Consider the following 18468-nt stretch of genomic DNA (forward strand, 5'->3'; position numbering starts at 1 on the left):
CAAGCAGGCAAGAGAGGGACACCATGCGCGACGCGTACCACGAGGAACTGGACTCGATCGGAGAAAGCCTGGTCGAGATGGCCCGGCTCGTCGGTTCCGCGATCGGGCGGGCCACGACCTCCATGCTGGACGCCGACCTGAAGCTCGCGGAGAGCGTGATCGCCGCCGACCAGAAGGTGGACGACCTCCAGCACGACCTGGAGGCGCGCGCCATCGCGCTGCTGGCCCGGCAGCAGCCGGTCGCGACCGACCTGCGGATCGTCGTCACCTCGCTGCGGATGAGCGCCGACCTGGAGCGCTCCGGCGACCTGGCGCAGCACGTGGCGAAGCTGGCACGGCTGCGGTTCCCGGAGACGGCGGTACCCCGCGACCTGCACGCGACGATCCTGGAGATGGGCCAGCTGGCGCAGCGCCTGATGGCGAAGGCGGCCGAGGTCATCATCACGAAGGACGTGGACCTCGCGCTCCAGCTGGAGCAGGACGACGACGAGATGGACCAGCTCCACCGCACGCTCTTCCAGCACCTGATGGACGACCGCTGGAAGCACGGCATCGAGACGGCCGTCGACGTGACCCTGCTGGGCCGCTACTACGAGCGGTTCGCGGACCACGCCGTGTCGGTGGCGAAGCGCGTGGTGTACCTGGTGACGGGCGAGCACGCGGACGAGCTCCAGCACCCGACGCCGGCCGAGGGCGCCTGAGCCCTCCGCGCGGCACGCCCCAATGCGCCGTTGACGCGCCCGTACGGCTGGGCATGAATGAGGCGAAGGCACCACGACTTCCCGTACGCCGCCTGCGAGGAGGCACCATGCCCGAAAGCCCTGTCCCCATCACCCCGGAACAGGAGCAGCCGCCCCGTCCGGAGCCGCTGCGCCTCCCGCTGCTCGCGGCCTGCGGCTGCGGCTCGGGCTGCGGCTGCGGCTGCCAGTCCGGCGCCCCGTGCCAGTGCGGCGGCTGACCCGGCCACCCAGCCATGAGGGCCCCGTCCGACCCGGACGGGGCCCTCACCGTTGTGCGCGTGGGTACTACTTCTTGCCCTGGTTCTTGACGGCCTCGATGGCGGCCGCCGCGGCCGCCGGGTCGAGGTAGGTGCCGCCCGGGTTGAGGGGCTTGAAGTCGGCGTCGAGCTCGTAGGAGAGCGGGATGCCGGTGGGGATGTTCAGGCCCGCGATGTCGGCGTCGGAGATGCCGTCCAAGTGCTTGACCAGGGCGCGGAGGCTGTTGCCGTGGGCGGCGACCAGGACGGTGTGGCCGTCGAGGAGGTCCGGGACGATCGAGTCGTACCAGTACGGCAGCATGCGGACGACGACGTCCTTGAGGCACTCGGTGCGCGGGCGGAGCTCCGGCGGGATCGAGGCGTAGCGCGGGTCGTCGGACTGGGAGAACTCCGTGCCGTCCTCGAGGGCCGGCGGCGGGGTGTCGTAGGAGCGGCGCCACAGCATGAACTGCTCCTCGCCGAACTCGGCGAGCGTCTGGGCCTTGTCCTTGCCCTGGAGGGCGCCGTAGTGGCGCTCGTTCAGGCGCCAGGAGCGGTGGACGGGGATCCAGTGGCGGTCGGCGGCCTCCAGGGCCAGCTGCGCGGTGCGGATCGCGCGCTTCTGGAGGGAGGTGTGCACGACATCGGGGAGCAGGCCGGCGTCCTTGAGCAGCTCACCGCCGCGGACCGCCTCCTTCTCGCCCTTTTCGTTGAGGTTGACGTCCACCCAGCCGGTGAACAGGTTCTTCGCGTTCCATTCGCTCTCGCCGTGGCGGAGGAGGATCAGCTTGTACGGTGCGTCGGCCATGCGTACGAGCCTAGTGGACGCCGCGGGACGCCCGCGCGCGGTCCCGGGGGCTCCGGAGGCGGCCTCCGATTGACTGGCGGCGTCAATTCAGTGGACTCCGGCGGACCCCGTTCGTAATGTGCCAGGGGTTCAAGTGGTACTTACATCATCGGGGGAATCCATATGTCAGCTGCCCGTTGGGGACGGGCCGCCAGGGAGAGCGTCTCGGGCCTGCCGCCCGCGTTCTGGTGGCTGTGGGCCAGCACGCTGGTGAACCGGCTCGGGGCCTTCGTCGCGACGTTCATGACTTTGTACCTGACCCTGGACCGGGGCTACTCGGCCTCCTTCGCGGGGCTCGTGGTCGCCCTGCACGGGCTGGGCGGGGTGATCTCCTCGCTGGTGGCGGGCGTCATGACCGACCGGCTGGGGCGGAGGCCCACGATGCTGGTGGCGAACGTGTCGACGGGGCTGTCGGTGGCGCTGCTCGGGTTCATGGAGCATCCGGCGGCGATCGCGGCGGTGGCGGGGCTGGTCGGGATGGCCTCGAACGCCTCGCGGCCGGCGGTCTCCGCGATGATGGCGGACATCGTCCCGGAGCGGGACCGGGTACGCGCCTTCGCGCTGAACTACTGGGCGATCAACCTGGGCTTCGGGATCAGCTCGGTGGTGGCGGGCGTGGTGGCGGAGTACAGCTACCTGGCCGGGTTCCTCGGCGAGGCGGCACTGACGCTGCTGTGCGCGGTGCTGGTGTTCGTGAAGCTGCCGGAGTCGCGCCCGGTCAAGGACGCGGGCATCGGCGCGGCGGCGGACGCGGGGCCGGAGATCGGGCTGGGGACGGTGCTGCGGGACGGCCGGTTCATGGCGGTGGTCGGGCTGTCGTTCGTGATCTCGCTGATCTTCACCCAGGGTTCGGTGGGCCTGCCGGTGGCAATGGGCCGGGCGGGCTTCTCGCCCGGGGACTACGGGCTGGTCGTCGCGGCGAACGGGCTGCTGATCGTGCTCCTCCAGATCCCGGTGACGCGGTGGATCGAGCACCGCGACCCGCGCCGGCTGCTGGTGGTCTCGGCGCTGCTGGCGGGGTACGGGTTCGCGATGACGGCCTTCGCGGGCCCGCTGTGGGCGTACGCGCTGACGGTGTGCGTGTGGACGCTGGCGGAGATCGTGAACTCGCCGACGCAGATGGAGCTGGTGGTGCGGCTGTCTCCGAAGCACGGGCGGGGCCGCTACCAGGGGATGTACACCATGTCGTGGGCGGTGGCGGCGCTGGTGGCTCCGCTGATGGCCGGTTTCGTGATCGACCGGTACGGGGCGGGGTGGCTCTGGGCGGCCACGGGCGTACTGGGGACGGTGGCCGCGGCCGGGTACTGGCTGCTGATGCGGGGGCTTTCCAAGGGGGACGGGGGCTCCGTCGGGCTCGCGGCTGCGGGCGGGGGCGCCGCCGGGGCCGCGGGCGCGGCCTCTGCCGCCGCCGCGCCGACGGCACCTGCGGTGGCTCAGCCCGCCGGCCCGCTGGTGGCCGCCTCCGAGGCGTAGCCGCCGGAAGGCGGGGGTGCCCGAAGGCGGGGGCGCCCGAAGGCGGGGCGCCCGAAGGCGGGGGCGCCGGAACGGAACGCCGGGGAACGGGGCCGGGCCGGTGGTGCAGGACTGGTCCCTACCCGCACTTTCGGCGTTTGCCGGGCTACGCCCGGACCCCCCGGCGGGTTCTGGCACCGCCGCGCCGGTGGCACCGGCCGTGGCGAAGCCCGCCGGCACGGTGCCGTCTCCGAGGGCCGGGCCGCCGGGACGGGGGCCGCCGCCCGCGGTGACGAAGCCCGCGGGCAGGACGTAGCCGGCGGGAGGCGGGGGCGCCGGGCCGCTGGTGGCGGGCTCGGGCCGTGCGCGCGGCCGGGTCCTGCCCGCCCTTCGGGCGTCCCGCTTGCGGTCGGGCTCCTCCCGGTACCCGCAGGGAGGCGGCCCCGGGGCTCGATCGCCCGCCCGGCGGGTTCGGCGAGTCGGCCCGGGCCGGGGTGCGCTCCCGCCCCGTCGGCGGTCCAGGCGCGGGGGCGCAATGCCGTGTCGTAGCCGCGTCGGCGTCTGAGGCGGGAACGGTGGAAGGACGGGTAGGGGACGGCCCCGCGCAGCGGCACATGACCCACCGGCCCGCGCCATGGGCACCGGGCCCGCGGCCGGAGGCCCGGGCCGCCGCACCGCACCGCACGCGCGGGGAGGCGTCAGGACGGGGACGGCTGGGTCAGGTGTTTGAAGGCGTCCAGGTTGCGGGTCGACTCGCCGCGCGAGACGCGCCATTCGTACTCGCGCCGGATCGCGCTCGCGAAGCCCAGCTCCAGCAGGGTGTTGAAGGCGCCGTCCGCCGCCTCCAGGACGGTGCCCAGGAGGCGGTCGAGGTCGTCCGGGGTGATGACCGTCAGCGGGAGCCGGGCCGTGAGGTAGACGTCGCCGAGCGGGTCGACCGCGTACGCCATCCCGTACAGCTTGAGGTTGCGCTCCAGCAGCCAGCGGTGGACCCCGGCCTCGTTCTCGTCGGGGTGGCGGATGACGAAGGCGTTGACCGACAGGGAGTGCCGGCCGATCCGCAGGGAGCAGGTGGTGCTCAGCTTGCGGGTGCCGGGCAGCTGGACGACGTACGAGCCCGGCTCGGGGCTCTCCCAGCTCAGCCCGGCGCCGGCCAGCGTGGACTCGATGATCGCGGCGGTGTCAGCCATGGTGGGAGCGTACGCGACGGCGGTGATCGTGCATGGCCGCGGTGTACACGTCGGCGGTGCCGCCGGCGGCGGTGTCCCAGCCGAAGAACTGCGCGTGCCGCGCCGCCTCGGCGCCCATGCGGTCGGCGAGCCCGGGGTCGTCGACGAAGCGCCGCAGCTCGCGGGCGTAGTCCACCGGGTCGTGTCCCGGTACGAGGATCCCCGTCACCCCGTCGTTGACGGCGACGGGCAGTCCGCCGACCTCGGCGGCGAGGACCGGCGTACCGGCGGCCTGCGCTTCGATGGCGACGAGGCCGAAGGACTCGTTGTAGGACGGCATGACCAGCACGGACGCGGCGCGGAACCAGTCGGCGAGCCGGTCCTGGGCCACGGGCGGATGGAAGTGGACGAGGTCGGCGATGCCGAGCTTCGCGGCGAGCTTCTGCAGCCCCTCGGGCTTGGCGAGGCCGCTGCCGCTCGGGCCGCCGACGACGGGGACGAAGAGGCGCCCGCGCAGTGACGGGTCGCGGTCGACCAGCTCGGCGACGGCCCGCAGCAGGACGTCGGGGGCCTTCAGGGGCTGGATGCGGCCCGCGAACAGCGGGATCACGGCGTCCTGCGGCAGGCCGAGGCGGGCACGGGCGGCGGCGCGGCCGTCGCCGGGGGTGAAACGGTCGAGGTTGACGCCGGGGTGGACGACGGCGACCTTGCCCGGGTCGGCGTCGTAGTGCCGTACGAGCTCCTCGGCCTCTTCGGCGGTGTTCGCGATGAGCCGGTCGGCGGCGGCGACGATCTGCGTCTCGCCGATGACGCGGGCCGCGGGCTCGGGGGTGTCGCCCTCGGCGAGGGCGGCGTTCTTGACCTTGGCCATGGTGTGCATGGCGTGCACCAGCGGTACGCCCCAGCGTTCGGCGGCGAGCCAGCCGACGTGGCCGGACAGCCAGTAGTGGGAGTGCACCAGGTCGTAGTAGCCGGGCCGGTGGCCGGCCCAGGCCTGCATGACGCCGTGGGTGAAGGCGCACAGCTGCGCGGGCAGCTCCTCCTTGGCGAGGCCTTCGTAGGGGCCCGCGTCCACGTGCCGTACGAGGACCCCGGGCGCGAGCTCGACCACGGGCGGCAGGCCGCCGGTGGTGGCGCGGGTGAACACCTCGACCTCTATGTTGATCGCGGCGAGGCGCTTGGCGAGCTCGACGATGTAGACGTTCATCCCGCCGGCGTCGCCCGTGCCGGGCTGGTGCAGCGGTGAGGTGTGCACGCTGAGCATGGCCACGCGGCGGGGCTTGCGGTGGTGGCCGACGGCGGGCAGGCGCAGGCGCGGGGCGTCGGGACGGCCGCCGCGGGCGGCGGCGATGCGGCCGCTGATGCTGCCGCCGAGACGGGACACGTACTGGCTCAAGGGAGCAGTTCCTCTCGCTCGGACGGCGGCGGACGGTCCTCTGCGCCCCGCTCTGGCGGGCGGGTCGACAGCGCCGGTGGGGCGGCATGGCTGCGGGAGCGCGGTCGGCGCCCTGCAAGGAGTGCAACCCGGACGGCGGTCCGCCGCATTCCGGGAGCCCGGAAGTTCCTGTCCGTTTGCCGGATTTTTATCTTGGCCGTGCCCTCCGCATACGCTCGGCGCATGGTCTCCCGCAGCACTCCGCCGCCCCCGAAGCGCCCCGAGGGCACCGTGACGCGCGGGACGACGAACCCGAACCGGCTGCGCCGCATGGACCGCTGGATCGCCGCCGCGCACGGGGCCGCGCTGCGGCGGGCGGACGCGCCGGTGGCGGTGGACCTGGGGTACGGGGCCGCGCCGTGGACGGCGGTGGAGCTGCTGGCGCGGCTGCGGGAGGCGGCTCCCGGGGTGCGGGTGGTCGGCATCGAGATCGAACCGGCGCGGGTGGCGGGGGCGAAGCCGTACGAACGGGAGGGGCTGAGCTTCCGGCACGGGGGCTTCGAGGTGCCGCTGGAGGGCGGGGAGCGTCCGGCGCTGATCCGCGCGGCGAACGTACTGCGCCAGTACGACGAAGAGCGGGTCGCGGAGGTGTGGCAGCGGCTCTGCGGCCGGCTGGCCCCGGGCGGGCTGCTGGTGGAGGGGACCTGTGACGAGATCGGCCGGCGGCACGTGTGGGTGGCTCTGGGGCCGGAGGGGCCGCGCACGGTGACCTTCGCGACGCGGCTGGGCTCGCTGGAGCGGCCGTCGGACCTGGCGGAACGGCTGCCGAAGGCGCTGATCCACCGGAACGTGCCGGGTGAGCCGGTGTACGCGTTCCTGCGCGACTTCGACCGGGCGTGGGCGGCGGCCGCGCCGTACGCCTCCTACGGGGCACGGCAGCGGTGGATCCGGACGGCGCGGGCGCTGGCCGCCGACTGGCCGCTGGCGGACGATCCGGGGCGCTGGCGGCAGGGGGAACTGACGGTGCGCTGGGAGGCGTTGCGCCCGGCGGGGTGAACCTGGCGCGGTGGGGAACCGGCGTCGGAGGCGGTCCGTTGAGTCGGCTGGGACGGTCGGGGGGTGGCCGGTCATGATCGGAGTGGCATCCGGAGGGTGTTGGAATTCACCGAGTCGTGGCACCATCCCGGAGACAGTGCCAAGTTACTGATGGATAGTCAGATCTGATGTCCGGTCCGGTCCGGCCTGATTCGTACCGTTCTCCGGCCGTCGGCAGTCGGAGTCGGCGGGCGGCAGTCCGCCTTCGGCCGTCGGCCACGGCCGCCGGCCGTCCGGTGACATCGGTCTGACCCGGGGCGCCTGGGGGAGCCATGGGGACCGTGAAGCGAGCGTCGTCGCGTCGGCAGGGAGTGTCCGCTCTCACGCTGCTGTGCGCCATGGCGATACTGGCGGCCCCGGGCCTCGCCACCACCGCGTACGCGGCTCCGGGCGCGCCCTCGGCCCCGTCGGCCCCCGCCGCGCCGGCGGCCCCGGCACCCGAGCCGGGCGCCAAGTCCCTGGAGCAGGTCCGCAAGGAGATCGAGGACCTGTACCGCCAGGCCGGCAGCGCGACCGACGCGTACAACCTCGCGGAGAGCGAGACCAAGGCGCAGTCCGAGCGGATCGTCCAGATCGCCAACCTGGTGGTGGCGGGCCAGGACCGGATCTCCTCCCTGAAGGACCGCGCCGGCGCCGCCGCCCGCGCCCAGTACCGCTCGGGCGGACTGCCGCCGGGCGCGCGGCTGGCGTTGAGCGACACCCCGGCCGACTTCCTCGACGGCACGGGCCGGTTGCGGCAGGGCGAGAAGGCCACGACGGACCTGCTGTCCGAACTGAACCGCACCCAGACCGACTTGGAGCGGTACGCCAAGGAGGCGGGTGCGCTCTGGCAGAAGATGGAGGACAACAGGGCCAAGAAGGAAGCCGCCAAGAAGCAGATCGAGGAGAAGATCAAGACGGCGGAGGCCCTGGAGAACAGGCTGGAGGCCGAGGAGAAGGCCCGGCTGATCCAGCTGGAACAGGAAGCGCAGTACAAGGCGCAGACGGCATGGCTGTCCTCGGGCGCGATGAAGGACGTCAACGGCGCCGCGACGGACGCGGGCAAGCGGGCCGTGCAGTGGGCCACCGCGCAGATGGGCAAGCCGTACGTCTGGGGCGCGACGGGGCCGGACTCCTTCGACTGCTCCGGCCTGACCTCGCAGGCCTGGCTGGCGGCGGGGCGGGGGATCCCGCGCACCTCGCAGGAGCAGCTGCGACTGCTGCCGAAGGTCGCGCTGAAGGACATGCGCCCCGGGGACCTGATCATCTACTTCGACGACGCGAGCCACGTCGGCATGTACGTCGGCGACGGCGCGATGGTCCACGCCCCGCGCCCGGGGCGCACGGTGACGATGGCGGGCGCGGGCTCGATGCCGATCAAGGCCGTGGTCCGCCCCGACGCGTAGGCCCTGGCCGGGCGGTGAACGCCCCCGGGGGCGTGCGCCGAGTCGGGCGCGAGCGCTGATGCGGTACGACACCTCCCCTGAGCCCGGGGCTCGGCCCTGACCTCCCCCCAGGTGCGGGGGGCGACGCGGGAACGGGCCGACGGCGGGCGAACCCTGGCACACACGCCGGCGCGGCCCCGGCCGAGTCTCGCGTCCGAGGCACGGGCGCCGTGGAATCTCCCGCCGGGCCCGGCGGGCCCCTCCCACGCGCGAGCGGGCGCCGGCCCTGACGGTGGACGAGCGCAGTCGCGGGCCGTGGGCCGGGGCCCGGCCGCCCGGGACGAACGCCGACGCGTACGCGGGCCCCGATGCGGGGACGGGGGCCGGCACGGGGACGGGCGCCGACGCGGGGACGAGCGCCGACACGGGGCGGCGCCGGCACGGGGACGGGCGCCGACGCGGGAGGGGCACAGTCGCCGGCGCGGGCCGATGGCGGGCGGGCCCCGCACACGCCGACGCGGCCCCGGCAGGGCTCGCGGCGGGGAACTCCTCCGGGACTCGGCCCGGACCGGCCCCTGCCACGCGCGCGGACCGTCGGGGGCGGGCCCGGCCGCCCACGCGCGGGGACCGTCCGACGCCGGGCCGGGCCTCGGGCGGGGCCATGCGTACAGCGGTGGCTGCGGAACGTGAGGGGCGGGGTTCCGGGGGGTGGGACGGGGGGCGGCGGGTTCGTGACGTTGGTCATCCCCGCCGCGCGGTTTTCCCCCGCGATAGGGGCATATGACGGCGGCCCTCCCCCCGCTCCCATTCCGCTCGCCCGTACCCGCCCGCTAGGGTCAGCCGCATGAGCGCACCCTCGGGGGGAGGCAAGGAACCGGAGACCATGCCCGTACCCGTACCGCGGCAGAGGGACATCCCCGCCACGGACAGCGGCCCCGCCGCCCAGTCGTCACTGACGCTGCTGGTGGTGGAGGACGACCCCGCAGGCGGTCTCACCGTCCCCGAGATCCTCGACGCCGACGGCCACCGGATCCGGATCCGCAGCGCCCGCAACCTCACCGAGGCCGCGCGGCTGCTCACCCCCGACGTGCACTGCGTACTGCTCGACCTGGCCCTGCCCGGCCCCGGCGAGGACGGCCTCGGCGCCCTGCGCGAGGTGCTCCGTATCGCCCCCGGCCACGCCGTCCTCGTCCTCACCGGCGAGGCCGACGCCGACCGCGCCGCAGAGGCCGTGCGCGTCGGCGCGCAGGACTTCCTCTACCGCGACGAGCTCGACGGACGGCTGCTGAGCCGCGCCATCCGCTACGCCGTGGAGAGAAAGCGGGCCGACATCGCCCAGTACAAGCTCGCAGAATCGAAACTGCGCGCCCAGGAGAACGCCCGCCTCGAACGCGGCCTGCTCCCCACGCCCCTCCTGGAGGGCTCCGACCTCCGCTTCGCCTCCCGCTACCGCCCCGGCCGCAGCCGGGCCCTGCTGGGCGGCGACTTCTACGACACCGTCCGCACCCCCGACGGCACCGTCCACGCCATGATCGGCGACGTCTGCGGCCACGGCCCCGACGAGGCGGCCCTCGGCGTCGAGCTGCGCATCGCCTGGCGCGCGCTGACCCTGGCCGGGCTGTGCGGGGACGACCTGCTCGCCACGCTCCAGGAGGTCCTGGAGGTGGAGCGGCCCTGCGAGGAGATCTTCGCGACGCTGTGCACGGTGGACATCTCCCCGGACGGCCGGCGGGCGGGCCTGTGCCTGGCCGGGCATCCGGCGCCGCTGATATCGAGGCCGGGCGCGCCCGCGCGGCTGCTCCCGTACGAGAACAGCGGCCCGGCGCTCGGTCTGCTCCCCCGGGCCCGCTGGCCGCGCCGCCAGGTCGACCTGGGCGGCAGCTGGAGCCTGATGCTCTACACCGACGGCCTCATCGAGGGCCGCGTCGGCGACGGCCGCGAGCGCCTCGGGCAGGACGGCATGGTCGACATGATCAACCGGCACATCGAGCGCGGGCTGAGCGGCGAGGCGCTGCTGGAGGCGTCCGTCACCGAGGCCCGCCGCCTCAACGGCGGCGAGCTCACCGACGACGTCGCCGTGGTCCTGCTCTCCCGCGCGGCGACCTAGTACTGCTACGTACTGCGACGTACTACGACCGGTGCGACGCGCCGGTACGGGGTCAGCGGCCGCCGTTGTACGGCCCGTACGGGCCGTCGCTGCTGCTGCCTCCGCGGCGCGGGCCGCCGCCCGAGACCTGCTTCAGGGCGGGGCGCACGTCGACGAGGAACACGATGCTCGCCACCAGGCCCGCGATCTGCAGGAACAGCATCCCGAGGAAGAAGTCCACCAGGACGGTCACCCCGAGGATGACCAGCCAGAAGGTCTTCGTCTGCTTGTCGGCGGCCCGGTACGCGTCCTCGCGCGCCAGCAGCGCCATCACGAAGGCCACGACGGCCAGCGCCAGCATGGCGTAGCCGAGCAACGGGAGCACCCCGTTATCGAACCCCTGCATCAGCATGTCGCGACCGCCTTCTCACATCCGGCACCAGTGACTCCACGCTACCGCCGGAGCCGTCTTCCCGAACGGCAACGAACCGGGCACCCGCCGGGTGCCCGGCCCGCGTACCGCTCGTTCAGGCCTCTTCGCCGGTCCCGGCGGCGGCCTTCTTGGCCGTGCCGCGGCGCGCGGCGGGCTTCTTCGCCGCGGGCTTCTCCTCCGCGTCGGCCTCCGCGGCGGCTTCCGCCGGGGCCTCCGCCGGGGCGGGTTCGCGCACGGGCTCCGGCTCCACGGCCCCGGCGATGTCCACGATCTCGTCGGCGACCTCGCCGCGCCAGGCCCGTACGGTCTGCTCGCCGTGCTCGGCGACCTTGTCGTAGGTCTCCTTCGCCCGGACGGCGTACTCGGCGGCCACGCCGACGCCGCGCAGGGCGAGGTCCTGGGCGGTCTCGCCGAGCTTCTTCGGGTCGATCGAGCCGAACACCTCGGTGACCTTGGCGGTGACGGCCTCCTGCACGGCCTTCGGGTCGGTGTTCTTCACGGCCTCGATGCGCGCCGGGGCCTCGGTGCGCAGCTGCTCGATGAGCGCGGGAACCTTCTTGGCCTGCTGGACGGCGAGGTCGGCCGTGCCGGCGGCGAAGTAGAGGGGGGTGGGGTCGGTGAGGGTCTTCTTCAGGTCATCGGCGATGGCCATGTGCGGGTCCTCCCGGATCACAGTCAATTCGTAGGGGGCATCGCGGCGTCGTCGCCGGCGCTCTCGCCGGGAGCCTCTTCGGCCTCCAGCGCGTTCTCCTTGCGGAACGCGTCGTAGATCTGGAGCAGCACCTGCTTCTGCCGCTCGTTGATCGACGGGTCGGAGAGGATGACGGCGCGCGTCTCCACCTCGTCCCGGTCCCGCTCGTCGAGCATCCCGGCCTGCACGTACAGCGTCTCGGCGGAGATCCTCAGCGCCTTGGCCAGTTGCTGGAGGATGTCCGCGCTCGGCTTGCGCAGCCCGCGCTCGATCTGGCTCAGATACGGATTCGACACCCCCGCCGCGTCGGCGAGCTGCCGCAGCGAGAGCTGGGCCTGCCGCCGCTGCTCGCGGAGGTATTCGCCGAGGTTTCCGACGTTGAGCGATGCCATGTTCCGATCCTGCCGCACTCTGCTAACTATTGCAAGCGCTTGCTAGCAATAGCTCCCACTCCTACCCCCGGGTTGCCCGGCCGGTGCTAGCTTGCGGGCGTGGACCTCTTCTCACCGTCGTGGGCCGCGCTGCGCGCCGCCGTCGCCGGGCTCTCCGACGAGGACTTCTCGCGGCCCTCCGGCTGCCGGGGGTGGCTCGTGCGGGATCTCGTGTGCCACCTCGTCATCGACGCCCAGGACGTCCTGATCACCCTCGCCACCCCCGCCGACGCCGAGCCCACCCGGGACGCGGCGGGCTACTGGGAGGTCGGCGCGGTCCCGGACGGGGAGGACCCGCTGGACGCGCTGACCGTGCGGCTGGCCGCCGCGTACGGGGAACCGTGGCTGCTCGCGTTCCACCTGGACGACGTCGGTTCCGCCGCCGGCCGCGCCGCCGCCCTCGCCGACCCCTCCGCACGGGTCTCCACCCGCGACCAGGTGCTCACCGCCGGGGACTACCTGTCCGCGTACGTCCTGGAGTGGACGCTGCACCACCTCGACCTGGTCGCGCACCTCCCGCACGCGCCGCGCCCGCCCGCCGAGGGCCTCGCCGGGTCGCGGGCGCTGCTGGAGCGGATCGCCGGGGCGCCCTTCCCGGCATCGTTCTCCGACGAGAACGCCCTGCTCGTCGGCACCGGCCGGCGCTCCCCCACCGCCGCCGAGGCGGCCGCCCTGGGGGAGCTGGGCGCGGGGCTACCGCTCGTCCTCGGCTGAGCACCCGCCAGGTACCCACTTTTTTGTGGGTACTTGGCCGAGCGCGACCGCCGCGCGAAGCTGGTGGGGCGGCCGGGAAGGAAGGGGTTCAGGAAGCCGCACGGGCAGCGGCGAGCCTCTCCAGGCGCCGATGCCCCCAGTCGGACAGGGTCGCCACCGCCTCGGCGAGTTCCCGGCCGAAGCCGGTCAGGGAGTACTCGGTCTTCAACGGCAGTACGTCGTGCACCTCGCGGTGCACGATCCCGTCGGTCTCCATCTCGCGCAGCGCCTGGGTCAGCACCTTCTCGCTGAGCCCCGGCAGCCGGCGCCGCAGTTCACCCGGACGCTGGGGGCCCTCCTCCAGCAGCCAGAGCAGGGCCGTCTTCCACTTGCCGTCGATCACGGCGATCGCGGCGGTCACTCCACAGACGTCCGGATCCTGGGCGCGGCTGCGCGTCATTCCCCTGCCCTCCCCTGCTCCGCGTGCTCTGTCCCGCGCTGTCCCGCACGTCTTCAGCACGCCCTTTTTCACGCGTACCACTCATGTTTTCACGGGAGTTCAACCATGTCTTCGTCCACCCACCAGCCCACCGTCACCGTACTGGGCCTCGGCCCGATGGGCCGGGCCCTCGCGGGCGCCTTCCTGGATGCCGGTCTGCGCACCACCGTCTGGAACCGCACCCCCGGCCGTGACCGGGACCTCGCCGCGCGGGGTGCGACCACCGCCCGGTCCGCCGCGGAAGCGGTCGCGGCGAGCGACCTCACCGTGGTCTGCGTGGTCAACTACGAGGCCGCCGACGCCGTCCTGCGGCCCGACGACGTCACCGCCGCGCTCAAGGGGCGCACCGTCGTCAACCTCACCGCCGACACCCCGGACCGCGCCCGCGAGACCGGCGCCTGGGCGGCCGCGCACGGCATCCGCTACCTCGACGGCGCCATCATGACCCCGGCCACCACCATCGGCTCCCCGGACGCGGTGTTCATCCACAGCGGCCCCGAGGACCTCTACCGCGAGCACCGGCCCGTGCTGGAGGCCCTCGGCGGGACCCACACCCACCTCGGGGAGGACATCGGCCGGGCGGCGGCGTACGACATCGCCCTGCTCGACATCTTCTGGACGGCTATGGCCGGCTACGCCCACGCCCTGGCGGTGGCGAAGGCCGAGGGCGTGAGCGCCGGGGAACTGGCCCCGTTCGCCCAGGGCATCGGCGCGATCCTGCCGCCGCTCTTCGCGGAGTTCGCCGCGGACGTGGACAGCGGCGGCTACTCCGGCGAGCTCAACCCGCTGACCTCGGCGGCCTCGTCCATGGCCCACATCATCCACACCTCCGAGGCGCACGGCATCGACGCGGGCCTGATGCGCGCCACCGAGGGCCTGGCCCGCCGGGCCATCGGCCACGGCCACGGCGGCGACGGGTTCATCCGCGTCGCCGAGCTCCTCGGCCGGACGGCCGTACCGGCCCGTGCCGGGGACACCACCGGAAAATAGTTCCGGCGGGCTGTCACATTCGTGCGCGGCGGCGGGTCAGAGGGATGCAGAAGCAGACAGGACCGCCCCGAAGGAGCTCCCGATGTCCACCACCGCCACCGTCGTCACCCTGGTCGCCGCCCTCATGGCCGGCCACTCCGGCGCCTCGCTCCTCGCCCGCGCCAAGTACACCGTCGAGCCCCTCGTCCAGTACGGAGTCCCGCGCGGCTGGTGGAACTGGCTCGGCGCCGCCAAGGTCGTCGGTGCCGTCGGCCTCCTCGCCGGGTTCGCCGTCCCGGCTGTCGGGATCGCCGCCGGCATCGGCTTGGTGCTCTACTTCGCCGGCGCCGTCATCACCACCCTGCGCGCCCGCGACTACGCCCACGTCGTCTTCCCGGTGGTCTACACCGCTCCGATGGCCGCCGCCCTCGCCCTGGCCGTATGAGACCGGGGCGGGGGGCGGCGGCCCCGTCTCAGCCCTCCAGGGCCATCAGGTCCAGCCGCTCCAGCCGCTCCGGGTCGGACAGTACGTCGATCGCGACGATCCGGCCGCCGACCACGGTGAAGGCCATCACCGACAGGGCCCGGTCCTCGCGCACGACCACGACACCCGCGGCGCCGTTGATCAGCGCGGGGCGTACGAACGGGCTGAGCACGCCGTACGCAACCGCTTGGCCCGCCACCGTCCGCGCCCCCCTGAGCACGACGCTGAGCGCCCCGCCCGCACCCGCGTCGGAGCGCAGCACCACGTCCGGATCGAGCACCGCGACCAGCGCCTCGAACTCCCCGTCGCGGGCGGCGGCGAAGAACGCGTCCACCGCCTCCCGCTGCCGTGCGAGGTCCGCGTCGGGCGCCGGAGCCTGCCCCCGCACCTTGCGGCGCGCGCGACCGGCGAGCTGCCTCGTCGCCGCGGCGGACTTCTCGATCAGCGGGGCGATCTCGTCGAACGGCACCGCGAACATGTCGTGCAGGACGAACGCCAGACGCTCCGCGGGGGCCAGCGACTCCATCACCACCATCAGCGCCAGCCCGACCGAGTCGGCCAGCAGCACCTCCTGCTCGGGGTCGATCCGCCGCTCGGGACTGACGAGGGGGTCCGGAACCCGGGCCTCCAGCCGCTCCACGGGGTCCTCGCGCCGCTGCTCGCGCGAGCGCAGCAGGTTGAGACAGATGCGGGAGACCACCGTCGTCAGCCAGCCGCCGAGGTTCTCGATCTCGCTCGCGTCGGTGCGGTCCAGCCGCAGCCAGGCTTCCTGGACGGCGTCGTCGGCCTCGCCGAGCGAGCCGAGCATCCGGTAGGAGACCGCCCGCAGATGGCCGCGGTGCTCCTCGAACCGCTCCGCCAGCGCCGATCCACCGCGCCCGTCCGCATCCCCGTCCACGTTCACGTTCACGTCCCCGTCCACGTCCCCGTCCCCGTCCATGTCAGCCCCCTTCCTCAGACAGCCGGCGCCGGCGCGCGGCCGATGACGACCGTCGCGTACAGCTCCTCCGAGGTGACCGCCCGCACCTCCAGGCCGCCCCCGGTCAGCGCGGACGCCGTCAGCGGGGCCTGCCGGACGCTCGTCTCGATCAGGAGGTGTCCGCCCGGCGCCAGCCACCGCGCGGCCTCCGCCGCGACCCGGCGGTGGACGTCCAGACCGTCCGAACCCCCGTCGAGGGAGACGAGCGGCTCGTGGTCGCGGGCCTCGGGCGGCATCAGCCCGATCTCCCCCGTCGGCACGTACGGGGCGTTGACCACCAGCACGTCCACCCGCCCCCGCAGCTCCGCCGGGAGCGCCCCGTACAGGTCGCCCTCCCACACCGAGCCCCCGTACGGGGCCACGTTGCGCCGCGCGTACGCCAGCGCCGCCGGATCGATGTCGGCCACGTGCAGCTCGACACCGCCCGGGACCTGGGCCGCCACCGCCGCGCCGAGGGCACCGACCCCGCAGCACAGGTCCAGCACGACCGCGCCGGGCCGGGCCAGCTCCACCGCCTCCTGCACCAGGAACTCCGTACGCCTGCGCGGTACGAAGGCGCCCGCGCCCACTTCCACGCGCAGCCCGCAGAACTCCGCCCAGCCGACGACGTGCTCCAGGGGTTCGCCGTCCACCCGGCGGGCCACCATGCCCGCCAGGTGGACGTCGTCGGTGGCGGCGGCGGCCAGCAGGCCGGCCTCCTCCTCCGCGAAGACGCAGCCCGCGGCGCGCAGCCGTTCCACGATCGATGTCACGTAGCTCATTCCTCTTGTTCTGCACGGCACCGGCATCCGGGGCCGGTGGTGACGATAGGTCTCAGAAGACGTCCGGGCACCACGGCCGGCGGGCGGTCCGGAAGACCGCGTCGGCGAGCGCGACCGCGCCCGGCCGCTGCTCCACGACCCGGCCCAGCGCGGCCAGCCGCACCGCCGAGGCGTCGCCCAGGTAGAGGGAGCCCAGCGCGGACACGTCGAGCCGCAGGCCGGCCGGCTCCCCGGTACGGGTGCACGTGCCGGCGCCCGCGTCCAGCCGGTAGCGGCCGCCCGCCGGACCGGTGGGGTCCTCGACGTCCAGGACGAGCACCCCGGGCACGGCGTACGTCCGCGCGCCCAGCGCCCGTACGACGTCCAGCACCCGCACCCACAGGAAGTCGGCGGCCGACACCGGCCGGGCCGCACGCGCGTCGGGCAGCAGCTCCGGCAGCAGGTCGTCGGGGGCGCGGTTGCCGCTGCGGACCTTCAGCACCCAGTCGATGGAGCACAGGAAGTGCCACAGCGCCCGCTCGGCCTGCGGGGTGAGCGCGAGGAAGTCCCGCACGTGGACGGTGTTCAGCGGGGTCTTGGCATCGGTCCAGTGGTCGTCGGCCTGGTAGGCGGCGAGCCCCGCCACCTCCCCGTCCGCGTCCCGGTACACCGCGAACATCTTCTCCCGGTACGGACGGTGGGACATCTGCTCCAGGCCGGTCGTCAGGCTCCACCAGCGCTCGTCGCGGTCGACGAGGCCGTGGCGGAAGGCCCGCAGCCGCTCGTGCAGGGCGGGGCCCACGCGGCGCACCTCGGCGGCGTCGACCAGGTCGATCCGGCCGCCGTCGACCGGCGCCGGACGGCCGCGGTCCAGGCCGGTGCGCGCCACGTCGACCTCCCATTCGGCATGGACGGTCGCGGCGCCGTACCCGTAGCGCCCGTAGATCGGGTACTCGGCGGCGATCAGGGTGGACAGTACGTCGCCCCGCGCCTGGGAGGCGGCCAGTTCGGCCTCCATCATGCGGGTCAGCAGGCCCTGGCGGCGGTGGGTGGGGAGCACGGCCACGTTCGAGACCGCGCTGCACCCGACGGCGGCACCGCCGGGCACGGTCAGTTGCTGGGCGAAGGAGCGGAAGGTGGCGACGCACCGCCCGGTCTCCTTGTCGAAGGCCCCTTGTACGCGCGTCAGGTCGCTGTTCGCGGCGCGCTGGGCCACATCGGATTCCGTGGGGGTGCCCGGCGCCAGGAAGCCCGTGTTCAGCGTGGTGAGCCAGGCGGGGAGTTCGGAGGCGGCGATCGGCCGCACATCAGCGCTCATGACCGGCCACGCTAACCGCCGGGTACCGGCCGGGTCGCCCGAATTTCGCCGCACCCCCAGCCGCGCCCCGCGCCGCGGCCCGAGCCGTGCCCCGCGCCGTGCCGCTCCGGGCCCGCGCTCCCCCGGCTACGCCAGCAGGTCGTCCACCTGCGCCTCGCCCTCGCGGTAGCGGCGGGTGATCTCCGCGCTGGAGTCGTCCGCCATCCGCTGGAGCTGCTGCCGGCGCCGCGAGACCTGCTGCTCGTAGCGGACCAGCCGGCCCATCGCGTCGTGCAGCTCGCCGTCGGTGCGCGCCTCCAGGTCGGAGAGCTCCACGTCGGACAGCATCTCCGCCGCCAGCAGCCGGTACTCCTCGCTCTGCGGGGTGCCGAGGGTGACGTGCCGGGCGGAGGCGCTGCGGCTGGAAGGGGCGTCGGCGAGGATCTCCGAGAGCCGGTCCACCACCGGCGCCTCGGGGTCCGTACGGCGGGCGAGCTCGGCGCGCAGGATGTCGATGCGGCCCTGCAGGAGTCTGCGTACGTAGCTCAGGTCGGCCTCGTCTCGCTGCGCGTCGCGCCGCAGCGCGCGCAGCTCGGGCAGCCCGAGGGCGGTGGCGGGGGTGGTCGGCCCCAGCGGCTCGCCGGTGCGCTGCGCGGGAGGCCACCCCGCGGGGCCCGCGGCGGGCGCCGGAGCGTGTGACACGGATGACGCGAGTGGCGCGAGTGACGCGGGTGACTCGGGTGCAGGTGCGGAGGTACCAGAAGTGTTCATGACGTTCGTATCCGTCCCCTCGACCGGTGCTGGTGGCACCGCCTGCGTGCATGGTGCCACTCTCCGTGGTGCGGACGCAGTCCCCGTCCACCCGATCGGCCCCGGACGGGTGCACAG

Annotated in this window: 20 protein-coding genes; 9 read left to right on the plus strand and 11 right to left on the minus strand. The window is 74.1% G+C overall.

All coding sequences use genetic code 11. The features are described 5' to 3' along the window. Positions 1-23 precede the first annotated feature (23 nt). Both phoU and ACFY7H_RS26335 read left to right on the plus strand, forming a co-directional pair. The gene (gene phoU, locus ACFY7H_RS26330) at positions 24-701 is read left to right on the plus strand and encodes a phosphate signaling complex protein PhoU (protein WP_388942457.1); all 678 of its coding nucleotides are present in this window, start codon (positions 24-26) and stop codon (positions 699-701) included. Positions 702-808: 107 nt separating this feature from the next. Continuing rightward, positions 809-958, plus strand: a complete 150-nt coding sequence (locus tag ACFY7H_RS26335; RefSeq protein ID WP_351889844.1) for a hypothetical protein — start codon at positions 809-811, stop codon at positions 956-958. Positions 959-1025: 67 nt separating this feature from the next. Here the strand turns inward: ACFY7H_RS26335 and ACFY7H_RS26340 are convergent, their stop codons facing one another. After that, entirely contained in the window at positions 1026-1784 is a 759-nt protein-coding gene (locus tag ACFY7H_RS26340) for a phosphoglyceromutase (protein WP_388942461.1), read from the minus strand. A gap of 162 nt (positions 1785-1946) precedes the next feature. Here ACFY7H_RS26340 and ACFY7H_RS26345 point away from each other — a divergent pair, with 162 nt between their 5' ends. Continuing rightward, on the plus strand, positions 1947-3296 hold the full coding sequence (locus ACFY7H_RS26345; protein WP_388942464.1) for an MDR family MFS transporter: 1350 nt from the start codon (positions 1947-1949) through the stop codon (positions 3294-3296). Positions 3297-3973: 677 nt separating this feature from the next. Here ACFY7H_RS26345 and ACFY7H_RS26350 read toward each other — a convergent pair. Continuing rightward, complete coding sequence (locus ACFY7H_RS26350) at positions 3974-4465, minus strand: YbjN domain-containing protein (protein ID WP_388942466.1); 492 nt, start codon at positions 4463-4465, stop codon at positions 3974-3976. Further along, a complete protein-coding gene (gene mshA / locus ACFY7H_RS26355) occupies positions 4458-5840 on the minus strand; it encodes a D-inositol-3-phosphate glycosyltransferase (RefSeq protein ID WP_388942469.1) in 1383 nt (460 codons plus the stop codon). Before mshA ends, ACFY7H_RS26350 begins: the two co-directional genes overlap by 8 nt. A 222-nt stretch (positions 5841-6062) precedes the next feature. On the opposite strand from mshA, the gene ACFY7H_RS26360 reads away from it, so the two are divergent. The 3 genes from ACFY7H_RS26360 (at position 6063) to ACFY7H_RS26370 (ending at position 10385) form a co-directional block, all read left to right on the plus strand. After that, the gene (locus tag ACFY7H_RS26360) at positions 6063-6875 is read left to right on the plus strand and encodes a class I SAM-dependent methyltransferase (protein ID WP_388942471.1); all 813 of its coding nucleotides are present in this window, start codon (positions 6063-6065) and stop codon (positions 6873-6875) included. A gap of 311 nt (positions 6876-7186) precedes the next feature. Beyond that, complete coding sequence (locus ACFY7H_RS26365; protein WP_388942474.1) at positions 7187-8299, plus strand: NlpC/P60 family protein; 1113 nt, start codon at positions 7187-7189, stop codon at positions 8297-8299. Positions 8300-9122: 823 nt separating this feature from the next. Beyond that, on the plus strand, positions 9123-10385 hold the full coding sequence (locus tag ACFY7H_RS26370) for a PP2C family protein-serine/threonine phosphatase (protein ID WP_388942477.1): 1263 nt from the start codon (positions 9123-9125) through the stop codon (positions 10383-10385). A 52-nt stretch (positions 10386-10437) separates the two neighbouring features. On the opposite strand, the gene ACFY7H_RS26375 is transcribed toward ACFY7H_RS26370, so the two are convergent. The 3 genes from ACFY7H_RS26375 to ACFY7H_RS26385 form a co-directional block, all read right to left on the minus strand. Continuing rightward, positions 10438-10776 (minus strand): DUF2516 family protein, encoded by a 339-nt coding sequence (locus ACFY7H_RS26375; RefSeq protein WP_388942480.1) that lies wholly within the window; start codon positions 10774-10776, stop codon positions 10438-10440. A gap of 115 nt (positions 10777-10891) precedes the next feature. Further along, entirely contained in the window at positions 10892-11449 is a 558-nt protein-coding gene (locus ACFY7H_RS26380; RefSeq protein WP_388942483.1) for a hypothetical protein, read from the minus strand. A gap of 23 nt (positions 11450-11472) precedes the next feature. Beyond that, on the minus strand, positions 11473-11880 hold the full coding sequence (locus tag ACFY7H_RS26385; protein ID WP_388942486.1) for a helix-turn-helix domain-containing protein: 408 nt from the start codon (positions 11878-11880) through the stop codon (positions 11473-11475). A 99-nt stretch (positions 11881-11979) separates the two neighbouring features. Here ACFY7H_RS26385 and ACFY7H_RS26390 point away from each other — a divergent pair, with 99 nt between their 5' ends. After that, positions 11980-12633: a maleylpyruvate isomerase N-terminal domain-containing protein gene (locus ACFY7H_RS26390; protein ID WP_388942489.1), complete on the plus strand. Its 654-nt coding sequence runs from the start codon at positions 11980-11982 to the stop codon at positions 12631-12633. 88 nt (positions 12634-12721) lie between these two features. On the opposite strand, the gene ACFY7H_RS26395 is transcribed toward ACFY7H_RS26390, so the two are convergent. Beyond that, positions 12722-13072, minus strand: a complete 351-nt coding sequence (locus tag ACFY7H_RS26395) for a winged helix-turn-helix transcriptional regulator (RefSeq protein WP_388942491.1) — start codon at positions 13070-13072, stop codon at positions 12722-12724. Positions 13073-13177: 105 nt separating this feature from the next. On the opposite strand from ACFY7H_RS26395, the gene ACFY7H_RS26400 reads away from it, so the two are divergent. Both ACFY7H_RS26400 and ACFY7H_RS26405 read left to right on the plus strand, forming a co-directional pair. After that, positions 13178-14101 carry an NAD(P)-dependent oxidoreductase gene (locus tag ACFY7H_RS26400; RefSeq protein ID WP_388942494.1) on the plus strand — a complete coding sequence of 308 codons (924 nt, stop codon included), beginning with the start codon at positions 13178-13180 and terminating at the stop codon, positions 14099-14101. An 82-nt stretch (positions 14102-14183) separates the two neighbouring features. After that, complete coding sequence (locus ACFY7H_RS26405) at positions 14184-14525, plus strand: DoxX family protein (RefSeq protein WP_388942497.1); 342 nt, start codon at positions 14184-14186, stop codon at positions 14523-14525. 28 nt (positions 14526-14553) lie between these two features. Here ACFY7H_RS26405 and ACFY7H_RS26410 read toward each other — a convergent pair whose 3' ends face one another. The 4 genes from ACFY7H_RS26410 to ACFY7H_RS26425 all read right to left on the minus strand — a co-directional run bounded on the left by ACFY7H_RS26410 (position 14554) and on the right by ACFY7H_RS26425 (position 18351). Then, positions 14554-15504 carry a sigma-70 family RNA polymerase sigma factor gene (locus ACFY7H_RS26410; protein WP_388942501.1) on the minus strand — a complete coding sequence of 317 codons (951 nt, stop codon included), beginning with the start codon at positions 15502-15504 and terminating at the stop codon, positions 14554-14556. A 14-nt stretch (positions 15505-15518) separates the two neighbouring features. Beyond that, positions 15519-16304 carry a putative protein N(5)-glutamine methyltransferase gene (locus ACFY7H_RS26415; protein ID WP_388942504.1) on the minus strand — a complete coding sequence of 262 codons (786 nt, stop codon included), beginning with the start codon at positions 16302-16304 and terminating at the stop codon, positions 15519-15521. A 52-nt stretch (positions 16305-16356) separates the two neighbouring features. Continuing rightward, positions 16357-17601, minus strand: a complete 1245-nt coding sequence (locus ACFY7H_RS26420) for a GNAT family N-acetyltransferase (protein ID WP_388942507.1) — start codon at positions 17599-17601, stop codon at positions 16357-16359. Between the two features lie 126 nt (positions 17602-17727). Beyond that, a complete protein-coding gene (locus tag ACFY7H_RS26425; RefSeq protein ID WP_388942510.1) occupies positions 17728-18351 on the minus strand; it encodes an AmfC protein in 624 nt (207 codons plus the stop codon). Positions 18352-18468 lie beyond the last annotated feature (117 nt).

Source organism: Streptomyces sp. NPDC012794 (genome assembly GCF_042901085.1).
GTDB lineage: Bacteria > Actinomycetota > Actinomycetes > Streptomycetales > Streptomycetaceae > Streptomyces.

What these genes read in the sequence shown, in the direction of transcription:
- phoU (WP_388942457.1), top strand. Translation starts at nt 24, where the DNA reads ATGCGCGACGCGTACCACGAGGAACTGGACTCGATCGGAGAAAGCCTG.
- ACFY7H_RS26335 (WP_351889844.1), top strand. Translation starts at nt 809, where the DNA reads ATGCCCGAAAGCCCTGTCCCCATCACCCCGGAACAGGAGCAGCCGCCC.
- ACFY7H_RS26340 (WP_388942461.1), bottom strand. Translation starts at nt 1,784, where the DNA reads ATGGCCGACGCACCGTACAAGCTGATCCTCCTCCGCCACGGCGAGAGC.
- ACFY7H_RS26345 (WP_388942464.1), top strand. Translation starts at nt 1,947, where the DNA reads ATGTCAGCTGCCCGTTGGGGACGGGCCGCCAGGGAGAGCGTCTCGGGC.
- ACFY7H_RS26350 (WP_388942466.1), bottom strand. Translation starts at nt 4,465, where the DNA reads ATGGCTGACACCGCCGCGATCATCGAGTCCACGCTGGCCGGCGCCGGG.
- ACFY7H_RS26360 (WP_388942471.1), top strand. Translation starts at nt 6,063, where the DNA reads ATGGTCTCCCGCAGCACTCCGCCGCCCCCGAAGCGCCCCGAGGGCACC.
- ACFY7H_RS26365 (WP_388942474.1), top strand. Translation starts at nt 7,187, where the DNA reads ATGGGGACCGTGAAGCGAGCGTCGTCGCGTCGGCAGGGAGTGTCCGCT.
- ACFY7H_RS26370 (WP_388942477.1), top strand. Translation starts at nt 9,123, where the DNA reads ATGAGCGCACCCTCGGGGGGAGGCAAGGAACCGGAGACCATGCCCGTA.
- ACFY7H_RS26375 (WP_388942480.1), bottom strand. Translation starts at nt 10,776, where the DNA reads ATGCTGATGCAGGGGTTCGATAACGGGGTGCTCCCGTTGCTCGGCTAC.
- ACFY7H_RS26380 (WP_388942483.1), bottom strand. Translation starts at nt 11,449, where the DNA reads ATGGCCATCGCCGATGACCTGAAGAAGACCCTCACCGACCCCACCCCC.
- ACFY7H_RS26385 (WP_388942486.1), bottom strand. Translation starts at nt 11,880, where the DNA reads ATGGCATCGCTCAACGTCGGAAACCTCGGCGAATACCTCCGCGAGCAG.
- ACFY7H_RS26395 (WP_388942491.1), bottom strand. Translation starts at nt 13,072, where the DNA reads ATGACGCGCAGCCGCGCCCAGGATCCGGACGTCTGTGGAGTGACCGCC.
- ACFY7H_RS26400 (WP_388942494.1), top strand. Translation starts at nt 13,178, where the DNA reads ATGTCTTCGTCCACCCACCAGCCCACCGTCACCGTACTGGGCCTCGGC.
- ACFY7H_RS26405 (WP_388942497.1), top strand. Translation starts at nt 14,184, where the DNA reads ATGTCCACCACCGCCACCGTCGTCACCCTGGTCGCCGCCCTCATGGCC.
- ACFY7H_RS26410 (WP_388942501.1), bottom strand. Translation starts at nt 15,504, where the DNA reads ATGGACGGGGACGGGGACGTGGACGGGGACGTGAACGTGAACGTGGAC.
- ACFY7H_RS26415 (WP_388942504.1), bottom strand. Translation starts at nt 16,304, where the DNA reads ATGAGCTACGTGACATCGATCGTGGAACGGCTGCGCGCCGCGGGCTGC.
- ACFY7H_RS26420 (WP_388942507.1), bottom strand. Translation starts at nt 17,601, where the DNA reads ATGAGCGCTGATGTGCGGCCGATCGCCGCCTCCGAACTCCCCGCCTGG.
- ACFY7H_RS26425 (WP_388942510.1), bottom strand. Translation starts at nt 18,351, where the DNA reads ATGAACACTTCTGGTACCTCCGCACCTGCACCCGAGTCACCCGCGTCA.